At 71.6% G+C, this 16,126-nt stretch carries 16 protein-coding genes; 7 read left to right on the top strand and 9 right to left on the bottom strand.

The annotated features are described in order from the left end of the window. Positions 1–14: 14 nt before the first annotated feature. Positions 15–767 carry an amino acid ABC transporter ATP-binding protein gene (locus tag ACF088_RS02085; protein ID WP_392373968.1) on the top strand — a complete coding sequence of 251 codons (753 nt, stop codon included), beginning with the start codon at positions 15–17 and terminating at the stop codon, positions 765–767. Positions 768–972: 205 nt separating this feature from the next. Here ACF088_RS02085 and ACF088_RS02090 read toward each other — a convergent pair whose 3' ends face one another. Then, positions 973–1,734: a class I SAM-dependent methyltransferase gene (locus tag ACF088_RS02090; protein ID WP_392373447.1), complete on the bottom strand. Its 762-nt coding sequence runs from the start codon at positions 1,732–1,734 to the stop codon at positions 973–975. A 95-nt stretch (positions 1,735–1,829) separates the two neighbouring features. Between ACF088_RS02090 and ACF088_RS02095 the strand changes: the two genes are divergently transcribed. Beyond that, entirely contained in the window at positions 1,830–2,531 is a 702-nt protein-coding gene (locus ACF088_RS02095) for a CGNR zinc finger domain-containing protein (RefSeq protein WP_392373448.1), read from the top strand. Here the strand turns inward: ACF088_RS02095 and sodX are convergent. Beyond that, positions 2,435–2,905 (bottom strand): nickel-type superoxide dismutase maturation protease, encoded by a 471-nt coding sequence (gene sodX / locus ACF088_RS02100; RefSeq protein ID WP_392373449.1) that lies wholly within the window; start codon positions 2,903–2,905, stop codon positions 2,435–2,437. The genes ACF088_RS02095 and sodX overlap by 97 nt on opposite strands. A gap of 168 nt (positions 2,906–3,073) precedes the next feature. On the opposite strand from sodX, the gene sodN reads away from it, so the two are divergent. Continuing rightward, entirely contained in the window at positions 3,074–3,469 is a 396-nt protein-coding gene (gene sodN / locus ACF088_RS02105) for a superoxide dismutase, Ni (RefSeq protein ID WP_030085982.1), read from the top strand. 152 nt (positions 3,470–3,621) lie between these two features. Here sodN and ACF088_RS02110 read toward each other — a convergent pair whose 3' ends face one another. After that, positions 3,622–4,926: a cation:proton antiporter gene (locus tag ACF088_RS02110; protein ID WP_392373450.1), complete on the bottom strand. Its 1,305-nt coding sequence runs from the start codon at positions 4,924–4,926 to the stop codon at positions 3,622–3,624. Between the two features lie 253 nt (positions 4,927–5,179). Next, on the bottom strand, positions 5,180–6,139 hold the full coding sequence (locus ACF088_RS02115) for a LysR substrate-binding domain-containing protein (protein WP_392373451.1): 960 nt from the start codon (positions 6,137–6,139) through the stop codon (positions 5,180–5,182). A 218-nt stretch (positions 6,140–6,357) separates the two neighbouring features. Here ACF088_RS02115 and snpA point away from each other — a divergent pair, with 218 nt between their 5' ends. Beyond that, complete coding sequence (gene snpA / locus ACF088_RS02120; protein ID WP_392373452.1) at positions 6,358–7,023, top strand: snapalysin; 666 nt, start codon at positions 6,358–6,360, stop codon at positions 7,021–7,023. Positions 7,024–7,240: 217 nt separating this feature from the next. On the opposite strand, the gene crcB (ACF088_RS02125) is transcribed toward snpA, so the two are convergent. From crcB (ACF088_RS02125) to crcB (ACF088_RS02135), 3 genes are read right to left on the bottom strand one after another with little or no spacing between them, the layout of a single operon-like run. Beyond that, positions 7,241–7,615 carry a fluoride efflux transporter CrcB gene (crcB, locus tag ACF088_RS02125; protein WP_392373453.1) on the bottom strand — a complete coding sequence of 125 codons (375 nt, stop codon included), beginning with the start codon at positions 7,613–7,615 and terminating at the stop codon, positions 7,241–7,243. After that, the gene (locus tag ACF088_RS02130) at positions 7,612–8,025 is read right to left on the bottom strand and encodes a DUF190 domain-containing protein (protein WP_392373454.1); all 414 of its coding nucleotides are present in this window, start codon (positions 8,023–8,025) and stop codon (positions 7,612–7,614) included. The genes crcB (ACF088_RS02125) and ACF088_RS02130 overlap by 4 nt, the downstream gene beginning before the upstream one ends. Then, entirely contained in the window at positions 8,022–8,459 is a 438-nt protein-coding gene (gene crcB / locus ACF088_RS02135; protein WP_392373455.1) for a fluoride efflux transporter CrcB, read from the bottom strand. The genes ACF088_RS02130 and crcB (ACF088_RS02135) overlap by 4 nt, the downstream gene beginning before the upstream one ends. Before the next feature lie 209 nt (positions 8,460–8,668). On the opposite strand from crcB (ACF088_RS02135), the gene ACF088_RS02140 reads away from it, so the two are divergent. Next, complete coding sequence (locus tag ACF088_RS02140) at positions 8,669–9,418, top strand: FadR/GntR family transcriptional regulator (protein ID WP_392373456.1); 750 nt, start codon at positions 8,669–8,671, stop codon at positions 9,416–9,418. 157 nt (positions 9,419–9,575) lie between these two features. Continuing rightward, positions 9,576–10,802 (top strand): CynX/NimT family MFS transporter, encoded by a 1,227-nt coding sequence (locus ACF088_RS02145; RefSeq protein WP_392373457.1) that lies wholly within the window; start codon positions 9,576–9,578, stop codon positions 10,800–10,802. A gap of 190 nt (positions 10,803–10,992) precedes the next feature. Here ACF088_RS02145 and ACF088_RS02150 read toward each other — a convergent pair whose 3' ends face one another. Together ACF088_RS02150 and ACF088_RS02155 are read right to left on the bottom strand one after the other, a co-directional pair. Beyond that, complete coding sequence (locus ACF088_RS02150; protein ID WP_392373458.1) at positions 10,993–11,859, bottom strand: oxaloacetate decarboxylase; 867 nt, start codon at positions 11,857–11,859, stop codon at positions 10,993–10,995. Between the two features lie 299 nt (positions 11,860–12,158). After that, positions 12,159–13,244: a magnesium and cobalt transport protein CorA gene (locus ACF088_RS02155; RefSeq protein ID WP_392373969.1), complete on the bottom strand. Its 1,086-nt coding sequence runs from the start codon at positions 13,242–13,244 to the stop codon at positions 12,159–12,161. 219 nt (positions 13,245–13,463) lie between these two features. Here ACF088_RS02155 and ACF088_RS02160 point away from each other — a divergent pair, with 219 nt between their 5' ends. Further along, entirely contained in the window at positions 13,464–15,782 is a 2,319-nt protein-coding gene (locus ACF088_RS02160; RefSeq protein WP_392373459.1) for a heavy metal translocating P-type ATPase, read from the top strand. Positions 15,783–16,126 lie beyond the last annotated feature (344 nt).

Genomic DNA, 16,126 nt, shown 5'->3' on the forward strand with positions numbered 1-16,126 from the left:
CGAGCGGCGGCCCGATGGTCAAGGCCGAGGGCGTCCACAAGTCCTTCGGCGCGGCCCACATCCTCAAGGGCATCGACCTGGAGGTCGCGCCCCGGGAGGTCTTCTGCCTGATCGGCCCGTCCGGCTCCGGCAAGTCGACGTTCCTGCGCTGCATCAACCACCTGGAGAAGGTCAACGCCGGCCGGCTGTCCGTCGACGGCGAACTGGTCGGCTACCGCGAGCACCACGGCAAGCTCTACGAGCTGCGCGACCGCGAGGTCGCCGCCCGCCGCCGCGATATCGGCATGGTCTTCCAGCGCTTCAACCTCTTCCCGCACATGACCGCGGTGGAGAACATCATGGAGGCGCCGATCCAGGTCAAGGGCGAGTCGAAGTCCGCCGCCCGGGAGCGGGCGGTCAAGCTCCTGGACCGCGTCGGACTGTCCGACAAGGCCGCGAACTACCCCTCGCAGCTCTCCGGCGGCCAGCAGCAGCGCGTCGCCATCGCCCGTGCGCTGGCGATGGAGCCCAAGCTGATGCTCTTCGACGAGCCGACCTCGGCCCTCGACCCGGAGCTGGTCGGTGACGTCCTGGACGTCATGAAGGACCTGGCCGCGGACGGTATGACGATGATCGTCGTGACCCATGAGATGGGCTTCGCCCGTGAGGTCGGCGACTCGCTGGTCTTCATGGACGACGGAGTGGTGGTCGAATCCGGCCACCCGCGCGAGGTGCTCGGCAACCCGCAGCACGAGCGGACGAAGTCGTTCCTGTCGAAGGTGCTGTAGCCGAAGGCGCGGCAGCAGCGCGGCGGCGGACGCGGTGGCTCCGGCCGGTTCGGCACCCGCCGGACGCCGTCGCGGGGACGGCCCGCCGCCATGGCGGAACCCCTGTTCCGCGGCGGGACGCACTCCCTCGGGAGAGCGTCCCGCCGCGGTCTTTCCTCCGGCTCCGACGGCGCGGCGGCCCGTCATAGCCCTCTCCCGGGCCCGGCTATTTCAGGCCCAGCACCAGCGCATCCGTGGGCGAGGCCCATACCGGCCGGGCCTCCGCGAATCCCGATTCGCGCAGCACGGCCGCGTGCCATGCCGCCGAGGGGGTGTCGCCGTCCGCGTGCTCGCCGTAGATCTCGAAGCGCTCGGCGGTCGGCCCGGCCAGCCGCGGGTCGGCGGCCGCCAGCTGCCACCACTGGGCCCAGTCGACGGCGCCGACCGCCTTCGCCGCGTCCATCCGGGCATGCCGGAAGACCCGCTCGGCGGCGTTGATCCGAGGGGTGGCCTCCTCGGGCATGTGGTCGGCGTTCATGAAGACCCCGCCGTCCCGCACCAGGGTGCCGAGCTGCCCGTACAGCCCCCGGAGGTCCTCGGTGTGCAGCCAGTGCAGCGCGGTGGCGGTGAGCACCGCGTCGTACGAGTCGTGCGGCAGCCGGTCCGTCCAGGCCGGGTCCTTGAGATCGGCCCGTACGAAGCGGACCCGGCGCTCGCCGGCGAAGTACCCTTCCGCGATGGCCAGCAGCGCGGGATCCAGATCGACGCCCACACTCTCGGCCTCGGGGAACCGCTTCAGCAGCCGGTCGGAGATACTTCCCGTGCCGCAGGCGAGATCCAGTACCCGGGGCTCGGGACCCACCAGGGCCTCGACCATGTCCAGCATCACCCGGAACCGCTCCTCGCGGTCGGGGAGGTACCACTCCTGCTGGCGGTCCCAACTGTTCTGCCACGCCTGCCAATCGGCGCCGGCAACGGTCTCGGTCATCGCTTCCCCTCCAAGCCGTAATACCCTCGTAGTGACAACACCCATTACCTCACGCAAGCACTCCGCACCTTAGCTCCCGCCCGTAAGGACTACAAGTGGAACTGGCCTATTACTCGGACTATGCCGTGCGACTGGTCAACACCGAGCAGCCCGAGCGCGGCACCGACAGCCTCACCACGGTCGAAGCCGTACGCGACCTCTTCGGCCCCGCCCAGCAGGCCGCCCGGCGCGCGACCGACAGCGACGTGACCCGGCTGCGCACGGTCCGCGCCCGGCTGCGCGCCGTCTTCGAGGCCGCCGCCGGCGGCGACGAGGTGCGCGCCGTGGACCTCCTCAACGCCCTGATGATGGAGTTCCCGGTCAGCCCGCAGATCTCCGGCCACAAGAACCGCGACGCCGGGGGCACCTCCCGCTCATGGGGGTCCCCCCGCTCGAGCGGAGTCGAGAGTGGGGGAGGAGCCGAGAGTGCGGGAGGCCGTCCCGACTGGCACATGCACATCGCCGACCACGCGGCCAACGCCACCGCGGGCTACACCGCGACCGCCTGCATGGGCCTGGCCTTCCACCTCACCGACCTGGGGGTGGACCGGCTCGGCATCTGCGAGGCGCAGCCCTGCCGCAACGTCTACCTGGACACCTCCACCAACCGCTCGCGGCGCTACTGCTCCGACCGCTGCGCCACCCGCGCCAATGTCGCCGCCTACCGCGCCCGCAAGCGCCTGGAGAGCGAGCGCTCGGGCCTCACCGGCCGGACCGCCGACACCACCCAGGAGAGCACCCCGGTGACCGAGCGCTGAATCCCCCGCGGGGGCCGCACCCGCACCCAGGCGCGGGCAATGACCAGTTCGTCGGGAACCACCCCGAATTCCCGGCTGTCGTTCTCGACGAACGGATTGTCCCCCTGGACCCACCAGCCGCCCTCGCGCCGCCGCACGGCCCGCTTGACGATCAGCAGATCCTGCCGGAACGGGTGCCGCAGCACGACGACGTCACCGGGCCGCACCACCGCCCCGTACTGCACCACCAGCTGGTCCCCGGGCTGCAGCGTCGGCACCATCGACGGGTTGTAGACCTCGGCCAGCCCGAAGGCACGAAGGAGCCCGCCCCGCTCACGCCCCGCTTCCGCGCCCCCGCCCTGCTCCGGCCCACGCTCGTCCACCCGCTCCGGCATCCCTTACCTCCCGGTCCAGCCCCGGTCCGTCCCGCTCACCGGTCCATCCTCCATCAGCCCCACCCCGGCACCGGACTTTTGCCCTAAGACCCCCGGCCCGACCAAGAAAAGCCTTCCCGCACCGAGTAATCTCGCACCTGAGAAGACGATCACGAGGAAGGACTGAACATGCTTTCGCGCCTGTTCGCCCCCAAGGTGAAGGTCAGCGCCCACTGCGACCTGCCCTGCGGCGTGTACGACCCGGCCCAGGCCCGCATCGAGGCCGAGTCGGTCAAGGCCGTCCAGGAGAAGTACCAGGCCAACGAGGACGCGGACTTCCGCACTCGCGCCGTCCTGATCAAGGAGCAGCGCGCCGAGCTGGCCAAGCACCATGTCTCGGTGCTGTGGAGCGACTACTTCAAGCCCCCGCACTTCGAGAAGTACCCGGAGCTGCACCAGCTGGTCAACGACACCCTCAAGGCCCTCAGCGCGGCCAAGGGTTCCAACGACCCGGCCACCGGTCAGAAGGCCCTGGACTACATCGCCCAGATCGACAAGATCTTCTGGGAGACGAAGAAGGCCTGATCCCTGGCCAGGCCGCTTGACCTGCGGTTTCGCCGGTCACGTCGCCTACCTGTCCGCACCCGGTCCGCACGCCGCCCAGCAGGGCACCCGTGACGGAGCGGGTGCGGTCTTCTTTGACCACGCTCGGGGAACTTTGACCACGCCGTCGACGGTCACGACACCGCCGGGCCGCCCCCGCGCCGCCCGTGGCCGTGGCCGTGGTGCAGCCCGCCCGCCGCCATCCCCCGGACCGGCAGCTCGTCCGCCGTGGTGCCGGCCGGGCCGACGTCCTTGGCTGCCGTCGCTTTGCCGTAGCGGTTCGCCAGTGGTGCGGAGGTGAGGCCGTGGGCGAGGACGCTGAGCAGGACGGTGAGGGTGACCACCGGGACCACCGCCCGGGTGTCGGGGGGCTTGAGCTCCTCGACCGCCAGCAGGCCGAAGATGATCGAGGCCAGTCCGCGGGGGCCGAACCAGCCCACGAACAGGACCGTTTTGAGGTCCAGTCCGCTCCCGATCAGGGACAGAGCCACGGGCAGCATCCGGATCACCGTGAGGCTCAGTACGGCGTAGACCACGGTCTGCCAGGTGAAGTGGGCGAACACCGCCGGCAGCAGGAGGGCGCCGAAAACCAGCCAGACCAGTACGGAGAGCAGTGCGGCGGACTGCTCGACGTACAGGAGTACCCGCTGCGGTGCACCGTGCGTCGACCCGAAGGCCAGGCCCGCGACGAAGGCGGCGACGAACCCGTTGCCGCCGATCGCCAGGGCGGAGGTGTAGCCGAGGAGGGCCAGGGCCAGCACGCCCGCGCCGGCGAAGTCCTCGGCCGCCCAACCGTTGCGGAGCGTGGTCCGCAGCAGCCACCCGGCGGCCAGGCCGACCACCGCGCCGTACGCCGCACCGACGGCGAGCTGCAGCAGGGCATGGCCGGTGGCATCCGGCGGGGCGGTGTGCTCGGCCGCGGACACACCGGCCAGGGCGAGCACCACCAGGGGCGTGACGATGCCGTCGTTGAGGCCGCTCTCGACATTGATGAGCCGGCGGATCTTCGCGGGCACGACCGGGTTGACCATCATCGTGGCGCCGAGCGCGGCGTCCGTCGGAGCGAGCGCGGCCCCGACGTACAGTGCGGCCCACCCGGAAACACCGGGGAGCAGGACGGCCGCCAGCAGCGTGCCGAGGGCCACACACAGCGGCAGCCCGATCCCCAGCAGCCGTCCGTAGAGGCCGAGCTCCGGGCGCAGGGCCCGGAAGGAGAGCCGGGCGGCGTCGGTGAAGAGCACCCAGACCAGGGTGATCTCCGCGAGCACCTTGACCGTCTCGTGCGGGAGGGCGAGGTCGAGGGCCCCGGTGCCCTCGCCCAGCAGCAGACCCAGCAGGACGAAAGCGGCGGGAGCGGTCAGCTCGAAGCGCTCCATCCGCCGCGAACACAGACACCACAGGAACAGCAGGAGCAGGACCAGGGAAGAGGTGCCATCCACAGGGGTCTCCAGGGCTTGGCCACGCCGGCTTTCGGGCACCCCCACTCTCGGCCATCGCCCCACGGGTCGGCGGGCCCCAGGAGGCCTGGACCGCGGCTTTCACACGGTTGGTGGACAGGCCGGGCCGCCGGGGCCGGGTGTGAGGCACCGGGACCGCCGACGTACCGGAGAGCGGGCGTCGCAGCAGGGCGAGAGCACGGCAAGAGCAGGGCAAGAGCAGGCCGAAAGCAGGCGGTCGTGGCCGTCTGCCGCCCTATCTCCCCACCGGCAGCGGCCCGTTGTGCCGCACCAGCCAGGTCCGGTAGGCCTCGCTCGCCCAGGCGGTCTCCATGTACGAGGCGGTCAGGTCGGCGAACAGGTCGTCGGCGGAGGCGGCGGGGGTGCCGTCCTGGCGGCAGGCCATGAAGAGGCGGACGGCCAGCGGGTCGCCGTACAGGGGGCGGATCGCCATGCCGTGCCGGGAGCGCGCGGTCGGCTGGCAGGGGGTGACCACCTCGCCGGCCGTGACGAGATCCACCGTGGTGAGGTAGTCGCCGTGCACGACCCGGGGGTTGATACCGGCCGCGGCCCAGATGCGGCGCAGTCCCGCCCATTCGCCGTCCACGGTCGGGTCGACCATCCACTGGTCGTCGGCGAGGTCCGACACCCGGATGACCGTCCGGCCGGCCGCGGGGTGGGTGGCCGCCATGGCGATGAACTGCGGTTCCCTGGCGATGAGTTCATGCTCGGCCAGACCGTCGGGGACCCGTAGGGGCGCGCCCTCGACCTCGTGGACGAAGGCGGCGTCGAGCTGTCCCGTCGCGACCATGTGGAGCAGCGCATTGGCGGACACGTCGGTTCTTATCGTGGTGTCGGCCTGCGGCAGCCGCACCCGGAGCCGGCGCAGCCACCCGGCGACCGCGGGGCTGTTGGTGCTGCCGATGTGCAGCCGCGCGCCCTGGTCCCGGTGCGAGGCCGAGGCAACCTCGTCAATAAGCGCCCGCATTTCGGCCACTATCGGCCGGGCCCGGCACAGCACCGCATGCCCCAGTGGCGTGGGCCGACTGCCGGTCGGTTCACGGAAGAAGAGCTGGCCACCCAGGGCTTTCTCGATGCGGTGGAGCTGGGTCGTCAGGGAAGGCTGGGTCATGCCGAGCTGCCGGGCCGCCTTGCGTACGCTGCCGGAGTCCGCGATGGCGCACAATGCGCGAAGATGCCTTACCTCGAGCTCCACATCCGGAGCATAACGACGTAGGCATACGTCACACCAGACTCTCAAACCTGCCGGAACGCGCTCTTTTTTGCAGGGTATTGGCCCGTGCTATCGCCACCTGGCATCTCCGTCCTGCGGGTGAACTCCGTCCAGACTCAACGGCACCAAGAAGTCCGCAGGGCCCCGGTCGCCGCCCCACACGGCGACCGTACGGCCCTCGGAGTCAAAGGAGCCCCCACATGAGATCTCCCAAGACGGCGCTGTCGGCGGCGCTCGGTCTGGGCCTCGTCGCCGCGCTCGCAGCCGCGGCGCCGGTTTCGGCAGCTTCCCCCTCCCCCACCAACTCCTCCCACAGCACCCACGCTTCGATCGCGGCCTACAACGGCTCGGCGGCCGAGAAGGCCGACACCAAGGCGTTCTTCGAGGCCGTACTGAAGTCGGCCAAGGCCAAGATGAAGGCCCACCCGGACGCCGCCTCGGTGACCGTCACCTATGACGCCAGCGCGGCCCCGACCTTCGCGAACCAGATATCCCAGAGCGCGTCGATCTGGAACAGCGCCGTCTCGAACGTGAAGCTGCAGGCGGGCAGCGGCGGCGACTTCCAGTACCGCGAGGGCAACGACCCGCGTGGGTCGTACGCCAGCACCGACGGTCACGGCAAGGGCTATGTCTTCCTGGACTACCAGCAGAACCAGGAGTACAACTCCACCCGCGTGGCCGCGCACGAGACCGGCCATGTGCTGGGCCTGCCGGACCACTACGAGGGCCCGTGCAGCGAGCTGATGTCCGGCGGCGGCCCCGGCCCGTCCTGCCAGAGCACCCAGCCGGACGCGAACGAGAGCGCCAAGGTGGACCAGCTCTGGGCCAACGGCCTGGCGGGCGTCCACTTCGGCAAGGCCTCCTGACGCACCCCACGGCCTTGTGACGTGACGAAGTTCGGCGGTGACCGGCGGATTCGACCGAGCTGACGGGGTCGGATCCGAACGGCCGGGGGCTGTCGAGAGCCGGGACCTGGCGGCCGGCACTCGTACCCCACCAGCCCTCGCATTTCCTGCACCGCCCGTGCGGTGGGGCTCCCCGGAGCCCCACCGCTTTCGTCTGCCCGCGGGCCACGGGGGGGCGTCAGCCCCAGATCGCCTGCCCGGCGGCCACCCCGGCGAACGCCGCCGCCAGTCCGGCCGCCACGGTCACCGCGACATTGGCCACCGCACTCGCCCGGGCCCGGTCGGCGGCCAGCCGGAGCGTCTCGTAGGAGAAGGTCGAGTATGTCGTCAGGGCACCGCACAGCCCCGTGCCGATCAGCAGTTGGACGTGCGAGGAGGCGGCGCCCGCGGAGGCCGCACCGGTCAGCAGGCCGAGGACCAGGGAGCCGACGACGTTGACGGTGAAGGTGCCCCAGGGGAAGACCGCATCGTGGCGGGACTGCACATAACGGTCGGTGAGGAAGCGCAGCGGCGCCCCGACCATGGCCCCGGCCACCACCAGCAGCCAGTTCACCCGCGCCGGCCCTCCCCGGCGCCCATACCACCCGCACCGCCCGTACCATCCGTACCGCCCGTGCGCCGGTAAGAGATCATCTCGCACGGGTCGAGGGTCACCAGCCCGCCGTGCGCGAGGAGTTCTTCCAACTGCGGGAGGAAGGCCCGCACCCGCTCCTTGGTGTCGACGACGACGATCGCCACCGGCAGTTCCTCGCTCAGGGACAGCAGGCGCTGGGTGTGGACGATGCCGGAGGAGCCGAAGCCCTCGATCCCCCGGAAGACGGCGGCCCCGGCCAGACCCGCATCGCGCGCGCGGTGCACGATCTCCGCGTAGAGCGGTTTGTGGTGCCACACGTCCTCTTCGCCGACGAGGACCGTGAGCCGCAGCGCGGGGGTGCCGCCCGGATGTGCCGTGCCGTGTGTCATGCCGTCCGCCGCCTCAGTTGGAGAAGTACCCGGGTGCCGGTCACCCCGGCCCATACGGCCGCGAGCGTGATGAGCACGGTGCCCACGAGAGTGATCAGGGCCGTGGCCGCCCGCCCCGCGGCGACCAGCCGCTGGATGTCGACGGCGTAGGTGGAGAAGGTGGTGAAGCCGCCGAGGATGCCGGTGCCGAGGAAGGGGCGCACCAGCCGGTGGGCCGGCCGGAACTCGGTGATCACCACCATCAGGACGCCCATCAGCACACAGCCGACGGCGTTGACGGTGAGAGTCGTCCAGGGGAAGGTGCCGCTGGCCGTGGGCCACAGCACTGCGGCGCCGTAACGGGCCGTGGCGCCGATCGCGCCGCCCACCGCCACGACGCCGATCACCGGCCACTGCCCCTGCCAGGGCGCCGCCCGCCGGCCTCGCTCGTCCATATCTCTCCCGAGATCATCGCCGCCCTCAGGCTAACCCTGCGCGTTTGACACCGCGAAACATGGGATGTTCCCATCACCGGTGGAATAGCACCCTCAGGAGCCCGGGAGCCCGGGAGCCCGGGAGCCCGGGAGCCCGGGAGCCGGGAACCCAGGAACCCCAGGAGCCCGGGGAGACCGGCCTCCTGCGAAGACGGAGGAGGACGGCGTCGATGCCGCTGCGCAGCACCGCCCGCACCAGCCTGGTCGATCTGGTCATCGAGCAGATGGAGCGGCTGATCGCCGACGGCGAGTGGGGGGTCGGCACGAAGATCCCCGCCGAGCCCGTGCTGGTGGAGCAACTCGACGTCGGGCGCAACACAGTCCGCGAGGCGGTGCGCGCGCTGGTGCACACCGGAATGCTGGAGCCGCGGCAGGGCGACGGGACCTATGTCCGCGCCGGCAGCGGCTTCGGCGCGGCCGTACAGCGGCGGCTGCAGCGGGCCGAGAGCCTGGAGGCGTACGAGGTGCGCGCCAGTCTGGAGCGCGATGCCGCGCGCTATGCCGCCGAGCGCCGTACCGACGAGGATCTCGTCGCGCTGCGCAGTGCGCTGGCCGAGCGCGGCCGGGCCTGGGAGAGCGGCGAGGTGGCCGCCTTCATCGATGCGGACATGCACTTTCACCGCGCGGTGGCGGCCGCCGCGCACAACAGCGTGCTGGCCGAGCTGTACGAGCACCTCAGCGATGCGCTGCGCGGGACGCTGCAGGCCGTGCTCGGTACGTCGCTGCCCGAGGCGGTACGCCATCAGCTCGACGAGCACACCGCCATCGTCGACGCCATCGAGGCGCAGGACGCCGAGGCCGCCGAGCGGGCCGCGCTGGCGCACCTCACGGAGGCGATGAACGCCCTGCGCGAGCCACCCGCGGAGCCCCGCGGCCGGGTCCGCACCACCACCCACCCCGGAGACGACGCACGTGCGTAACGAAGGAGGACCGGAAGTCGTGGAGGCACGGCCAGCCACCGGCATACCCGAAGACCCGGCAACCGGGGCGGACACATCCGTCGCGTCCGTCGCGTCCGTCGCATCTGTCGCATCCGTCCCCGACAGCTCCGGGAGGCCGGGCACGCCCGTTGCCGGCGTGCCCGGGGGCCCGGTCACCGCACCGGCACCGGCGTCGTCCGGCGTCGCCGGGCGCCGTGCCCTGTACCTCGGCACCGGCGTCGTCCTGCTGGCTCTGAACCTGCGTCCGGCCCTGGTCGCCGTCTCCCCGCTCGTCGGCACCATCCGCGACGACAGCGGGATGTCGGCCGCCGCCACGAGTCTGCTCACCGCACTGCCGCTGCTCTGCTTCGGCCTGCTGGCGCCGGTCGCACCGCGGCTGGGGCGGCGGTTCGGCATGGAGCGGTCGCTGCTCGGCACGATGGCGCTGATCTGCGGCGGAACCGCGCTACGGCTGCTGGACTCGACCGTGGCGCTGTTCGCCGGAACACTGGTGATCGGCGCGGGGATCGCCGTCGCCAATGTGCTGCTGCCCGGCCTGATCAAGCGGGACTTCCCGGCCAGGGCCGGGCTGATGACCGGTCTGTACTCGATGTCGCTGTTCGGCGGCGCCGCGCTCGCGGCCGGCGTCACGGTGCCCGTCCAACAGGCCGCCGGTCTCAACTGGCGTGCCACACTGGCCTGTTGGGGTGCACTCGCGGTCCTCGCACTGGTCTGCTGGCTGCCGCAGACCCGTACCCGTACACGGGTGCCGGCGGCCGCGGCCCGCGCGGCGGCGCACCCGGTGCGCGGTCTGTGGCGCGATCCGCTGGCCTGGCAGGTGACCGGCTATATGGGCCTGCAGTCGCTGAGTTACTACGCGGCCGCCGCCTGGCTGCCGACGATGCTCACGGACGCCGGGATGAACGCGGGCGACGCCGGGTGGATGCTCTCCTTCTCCTCGCTGCTGGGCATCACCGGCTCGTTCCTCGCACCGGTCGTCGTCGGCCGCCGGCTGCGGGCCGGCGTCCTGGCCGCCACGGGCGCGCTGTTGTGCGCGGCCGGTTTCCTCGGGGTGCTGGTCGCGCCGGCCTCCGGCACCTACCTCTGGATGGTGCTGCTCGGCCTGGGGCAGGGCGCGGCGATCAGTCTCGCGCTGCTGTTCATCGTGCAGCGTGCGCCGGACGCCCGGCACGCCGCCCAACTCTCCAGCATGGCCCAGTGCTTCGGGTATGTCCTCGCCGCCGCCGGCCCGGCCGTGCTGGGCGCCGTGCACGACCTCTCCGGGAGCTGGACGGTCCCGCTGACCGTGCTGCTGGCGCTGCTGCTGCCGCAGATCGCGGCGGGGTGGTGCGCGGCCCGGCCACGGCAGGTGGCGGGACGGTAGCGGGAGGCCGGCGGGTCTCGGTGGAACTCGGTGGAAGGGCACGAGCGGGGTGCGGGGTGGGCGCCGGACGCACTCCGGGGATCTTCCGACGGTGGGGCGGGACGGCGGAACGGGACGGGGCAGGGCACCCGGGCGCCACGCCCCTCCCTGCCCCGCCCCGCCCCGCCCCGCCCCGCCCCGCCCCCACGGATCATGCCGGGACGGTCTCCCGTACCGGGTGGTGCCGGCTGATGTTCCGGGCCAGCAGTTCGGTGGCCTCCTTGACCCCGATCTCGCCGCCGCTGCCCCCGGTGGCGGGCAGCCGTCCGTCCGCGTACTTCAGCTCGGCCATCGCGGTCTCCATCGCCCGGTGCGCGGCGAACAGGCAGGGGGTGCTGTAGATGGCCACATCGACGCCGAGCCCGGTCAGTTCGGTCAGCGAGAGCCGTGGGGACTTCCCGCCCGCGATCTGGTTGAACAGCAACGGCTTGGTGCCGAGGACCGCGCGGATCCGGCGGATCCCCTCGACACTGCGCACCCCGTCGACGAGCACCACATCCGCGTCGGTCCCGGCCAGCGCCGCCGCCCGCCGCAGCATCTCGTCCTCCTGCGTGGCGTCCGTACGGGCCACGACGAGCAGATCGGTACGGCTGGCCAGCACCAGGTTCAGCTTCTCCAGGTACTCCTCCAGCGGCAGCAGCAGCTTGCCGTCCGCGTGGCCGCAACGGCGCGGCCGCTTCTGGTCCTCCAGGATCACCCCGGTCGCGCCGATCCGCTCCAGGCGCTGCACCACATGGCACGCCACTTCGGGGTCGACGTAGCCGTCGTCGATGTCCACCAGCAGATGGTGGCGCGGGAACGCACCGCGCAGCCGCTCCACGAAGGCGACCATGTCGGGCCAGGCGATGAACCCGATGTCCGGAAGCCCGTAGTACGACGCGGCGAAGCCGAAGCCGGACACGAAGAAGCCGTTGTAGTGCGCGGCGGCGATCGAGGCCGAGTGCATGTCGTGGACGCCGATCAGTGGCGTCGTCCCCTCGGCCGCGATCTCGTCACGGAGTGCTTGTCCGTACCGCAATGTGCTCTCCTCACAGAACCGGCGGGGACCGCGGTCCGGCGTCCGGGGGCGCGCTCGGGGACGCACGGAAGGCCCCGGCGTCGCCACCACCCGCCCACTGGGGAACTGGTCAGAGCATGTCTATCCGGCGCATCGGCACCATGCCCTTAACACGCCATGGTCTTACCTAACTTTCTCTTTACTTCATCCCCGGGGGCGGGCCCCAGCGGGCGGACCTCAGGGGCAGACTCCAGGGGGCGGCCCCCAGAGAACAGACTCCAGAGGACGGACTTCAGAGGACGGGCTCCAGAGGACGGACTTCAGAGCCAGCCGTTCCGCTTGAAGCCGCGGTGGATCACCCAGCAGAGGGTCACGATCAGCCCCATGACCAGCGGATAGCCGAACATCCAGTGCTTTTCCGGCATATGGTCGAAATTCATGCCGTACACACCGCAGACCATGGTCGGCACCGCCAGGATCGCGACCCAGGCACTGATCCGGCGCATGTCCTCGTTCTGGGCCACGGTGACCTGGGCGAGATGGGCCTGGAGTATGGAATTGAGCAGTTCGTCGAATGCGGTGATCTGCTCGGTGACCCGGTCGAGATGGTCGGCGACGTCCCGGAAGTACGTCTTGATCCGGGGCTCGACCTGCGCCATCGGCTGGGTCGCCAGCTCCTGCATCGGCCGGTCCAAAGGAGCCACCGCGCGCTTGAGTTCCAGCAGCTCACGCTTGAGCTGGTAGATCCGGCCGGCCCCGCCGCTGCCGCGCACGGAGAAGACCTCGCTCTCGACGTCGTCGATATCGATCGAGACGGCGGCGGTGACATCGAGGTAGTCGTCCACGACCAGGTCCGCGACGGCATGCAGTACGGCGGACGGACCGAGCGCCAACTGCTCCGGCACGGACTCCAGTTGCTCACGCAGCGGGCCCAGCGAGCCATGCCCGCCGTGCCGTACCGTGATCACGAAGTCGGTGCCGGTGAAGACCATGATCTCGCCGGTCTCGACGACCTCGCTGGTGTCGGTGAGCCGGTCGTGCTCGACATAGCGGACCGTCTTGAAGACGGTGAACAGCGAATCGTCGTAGCGCTCCAGCTTGGGTCGCTGGTGGGCGTAGACCGCGTCCTCGACGGCAAGCGGATGCAGCCCGAACAACTCGACGATTCCGGCGAATTCCTTCTCGGACGGCTCATGCAGCCCGATCCACACGAATCCACTGCCGGATTCACGGACCCGGCGGATCGCCGCCTCGGCCGGATGGTCGCCGTCCTGCCGCACGCCGTCCACGTAGACCGCGCAGTTCACGACGGCGGTACCGAGCGGCGAGCGCGCCGGGTGGCTGAGGTCGACCCCCCGGGTGCGCGGCTGCGGCAGCCGGACGGCCTTGCGGAGGTTGCTGATCATCGACACCGAGCCAGTATGGCCCGCGGGAGCGCATGAGCGGTACGGCACTGCCGCTGTTTTACGCAGCGCGGCGGGGCGGAGACGCTGGGGAGCGGGCGACGTGAGGACGAAGAAGCACCGGCGACAGGGTGACGTCGCTCTGGAATACCCTAGGGGGGTATATCGTTCTCGGGGGAACGGGCACGAGCACGGGCACGCGCAGCACACCGAGGAGCAACCATGACGACCGCGGTCGGAGAGCACGGAGTCGAATTGGCGATCGGCGGGATGACCTGCGCCTCGTGCGCCGCCCGCATCGAGAAGAAGCTCAATCGCATGGAGGGGGTCACCGCCACCGTCAACTACGCCACCGAAAAGGCCAGGGTGACCCTCGCACAGGGCAGCGGCGTCGAGACCGCCGACCTGATCGCCACCGTGGAGCGCACCGGCTACACCGCGGCCCTCCCGGAGCCGCCGGCCCCGGCGCCGGCGCCGGACACCACCGGACCGGCCGGCGGCGAAGGCCACGGCGACGGCGACGGGCTCGCCGCACTCCGTCAGCGCCTGCTGATCTCCCTCGTCCTCTCCGTCCCCGTGGTGCTGATGGCGATGGTGCCGCCCCTGCAGTTCACCAACTGGCAGTGGCTTTCACTGACCCTGGCCGCGCCGGTGGTGGCGTACGGCGCCTGGCCGTTCCACCGGGCCGCCTGGACCAATCTGCGGCACGGCACGGCCACCATGGACACCCTCATCTCCCTGGGCACCCTCGCGGCACTGGGCTGGTCGGTCTGGGCGCTGTTCTTCGGCACCGCGGGCATGCCCGGGATGACGCACCCCTTCGAGCTGACCATCGCCCGCACCGACGGCAGCGGCAGCATCTATCTGGAAGCCGCGGCCGGTGTCACCACCTTCATCCTGGCCGGGCGTTACTTCGAGGCGCGCGCGAAGCGGAGGGCGGGTGCGGCGCTGCGGGCGCTGCTGGAGCTGGGTGCCAAGGACGTCACCGTGGTACGGGACGGCCGTGAGGTCCGGGTCCCCACCGCGGCGTTGCAGGTCGGCGACCGTTTCACCGTACGGCCCGGGGAGAAGATCGCCACCGACGGAAAGGTGCTGGAGGGCGCCTCCGCCGTGGATGCGTCGATGCTCACCGGCGAGTCCGTCCCCGTCGAGGTCTCCCCCGGCGACAGCGTCACCGGTGCCACCGTCAACGCAGGCGGCCGGCTGATCGTCGAGGCCACCCGGGTCGGCGCGGACACCCAGCTCGCCCGGATGGCGCGGCTGGTCGAGGACGCGCAGAACGGCAAGGCGGCCGCCCAGCGGCTGGCGGACAAGATCTCCGCGGTCTTCGTCCCGGCCGTGATCGCACTCGCCCTCGGCACCCTCGGCTGCTGGCTCGCCACCGGCGCGGGCATGGTGGCCGCCTTCACCGCCGCCGTCGCCGTCCTGATCATCGCCTGCCCGTGCGCCCTCGGGCTGGCCACGCCCACCGCGCTGATGGTCGGCACCGGACGGGGTGCCCAGCTCGGCATCCTGCTCAAGGGACCCGAGGTATTGGAGTCGACCCGGCGGGTGGACACCGTCGTCCTGGACAAGACCGGCACGGTCACCACCGGCGTGATGACGCTGACCGCGGTCCACCTCGCCGAGGGCGTCACGGAGCCGGAGGTGCTGCGGCTGGCCGGCGCGCTGGAGCACGCCTCCGAGCACCCCGTCGCCCGTGCCATCGCCATCGCCGCCGGACAGCGGACCGGGGACGGCGACACGGGAACAGCCCCCCTGCCGACCCCCGACGGCTTCCTTCCCACTCCCGACGACTTCGCGAACGTCCCCGGCCTGGGCGTCCGGGGAGTGGTCGAGGGACACCCCGTCCTGGTGGGCCGCGAGAAGTTGCTCAACCAGTCGTCCCAGTTCCTGACGCCCGAGCTGGCGGCCGCCAAGGCCGCGGCCGAGGCCGAGGGACGTACCGCGGTCGCCGTCGGCTGGGACGGCGCGGCACGCGCGGTGCTGGTGGTGTCCGACGCGGTGAAGCCCACCAGCGCCGAGGCGGTGCGCCGGCTGCGGGGCCTGGGGCTGACGCCGGTCCTGCTGACCGGCGACAACCGCGCCGTCGCGACGGCGGTCGCCGCCGAGGTCGGGATCGACGAGGTGATCGCCGAGGTGCTCCCCGAGGACAAGGTGGCGGTCGTCGAACGGCTGCAGTCCGAGGGCCGCTCGGTCGCGATGGTCGGCGACGGTGTCAACGACGCGGCCGCGCTGGCCCGCGCCGACCTGGGGCTGGCGATGGGCACCGGCACCGATGCCGCCATCGAGGCCGGCGACCTCACCCTCGTACGGGGCGATCTGCGCGCCGCGGCGGACGCCATCCGGCTGGCCCGTGCGACCCTCGGCACCATCCGGACCAACCTGTTCTGGGCGTTCGGCTACAACGTCGCGGCGCTGCCGCTGGCCGCCGCCGGACTCCTCAACCCGATGATCGCCGGGGCCGCGATGGCGTTCTCCTCGGTCTTCGTCGTCGGCAACAGCCTGCGACTGCGCCGCTTCCGGGCACTGGCCGGGTAGCGGGGAGCTGCCCGGCACCGGCCGGGTAGCGGGGGCTGCCGCGCACCGGCGCGATGGCGTGGGCTGCCGCGCACCGGCCGCGGAAAGCTGCCGGGACGCGCCCGCGAGCAGAGCAATACGCCCCGGGCGCCGTAGCTCTGCCGTTGGATCGGGCGGGCTGCTGCCCCTGCGGGATTCCGCCCCGCCACCCGTGGGCGCCCCGCTCCCTGCGGGGTGCCCGCGGGCCGGGCGCCGGGGGCGGATCTCCCTTGGATCCCATGGGATCGCCGCGGTTCTGACAAGTGTCTCCAGTTCTGGCGACGGAACATTGGCAGTTCACGCAGCCGCCGGCCGGCGGCGAGGGG

Origin of the sequence: Streptomyces sp. NPDC015125, from assembly GCF_043080045.1 — a bacterium.
Lineage (GTDB): Bacteria > Actinomycetota > Actinomycetes > Streptomycetales > Streptomycetaceae > Streptomyces.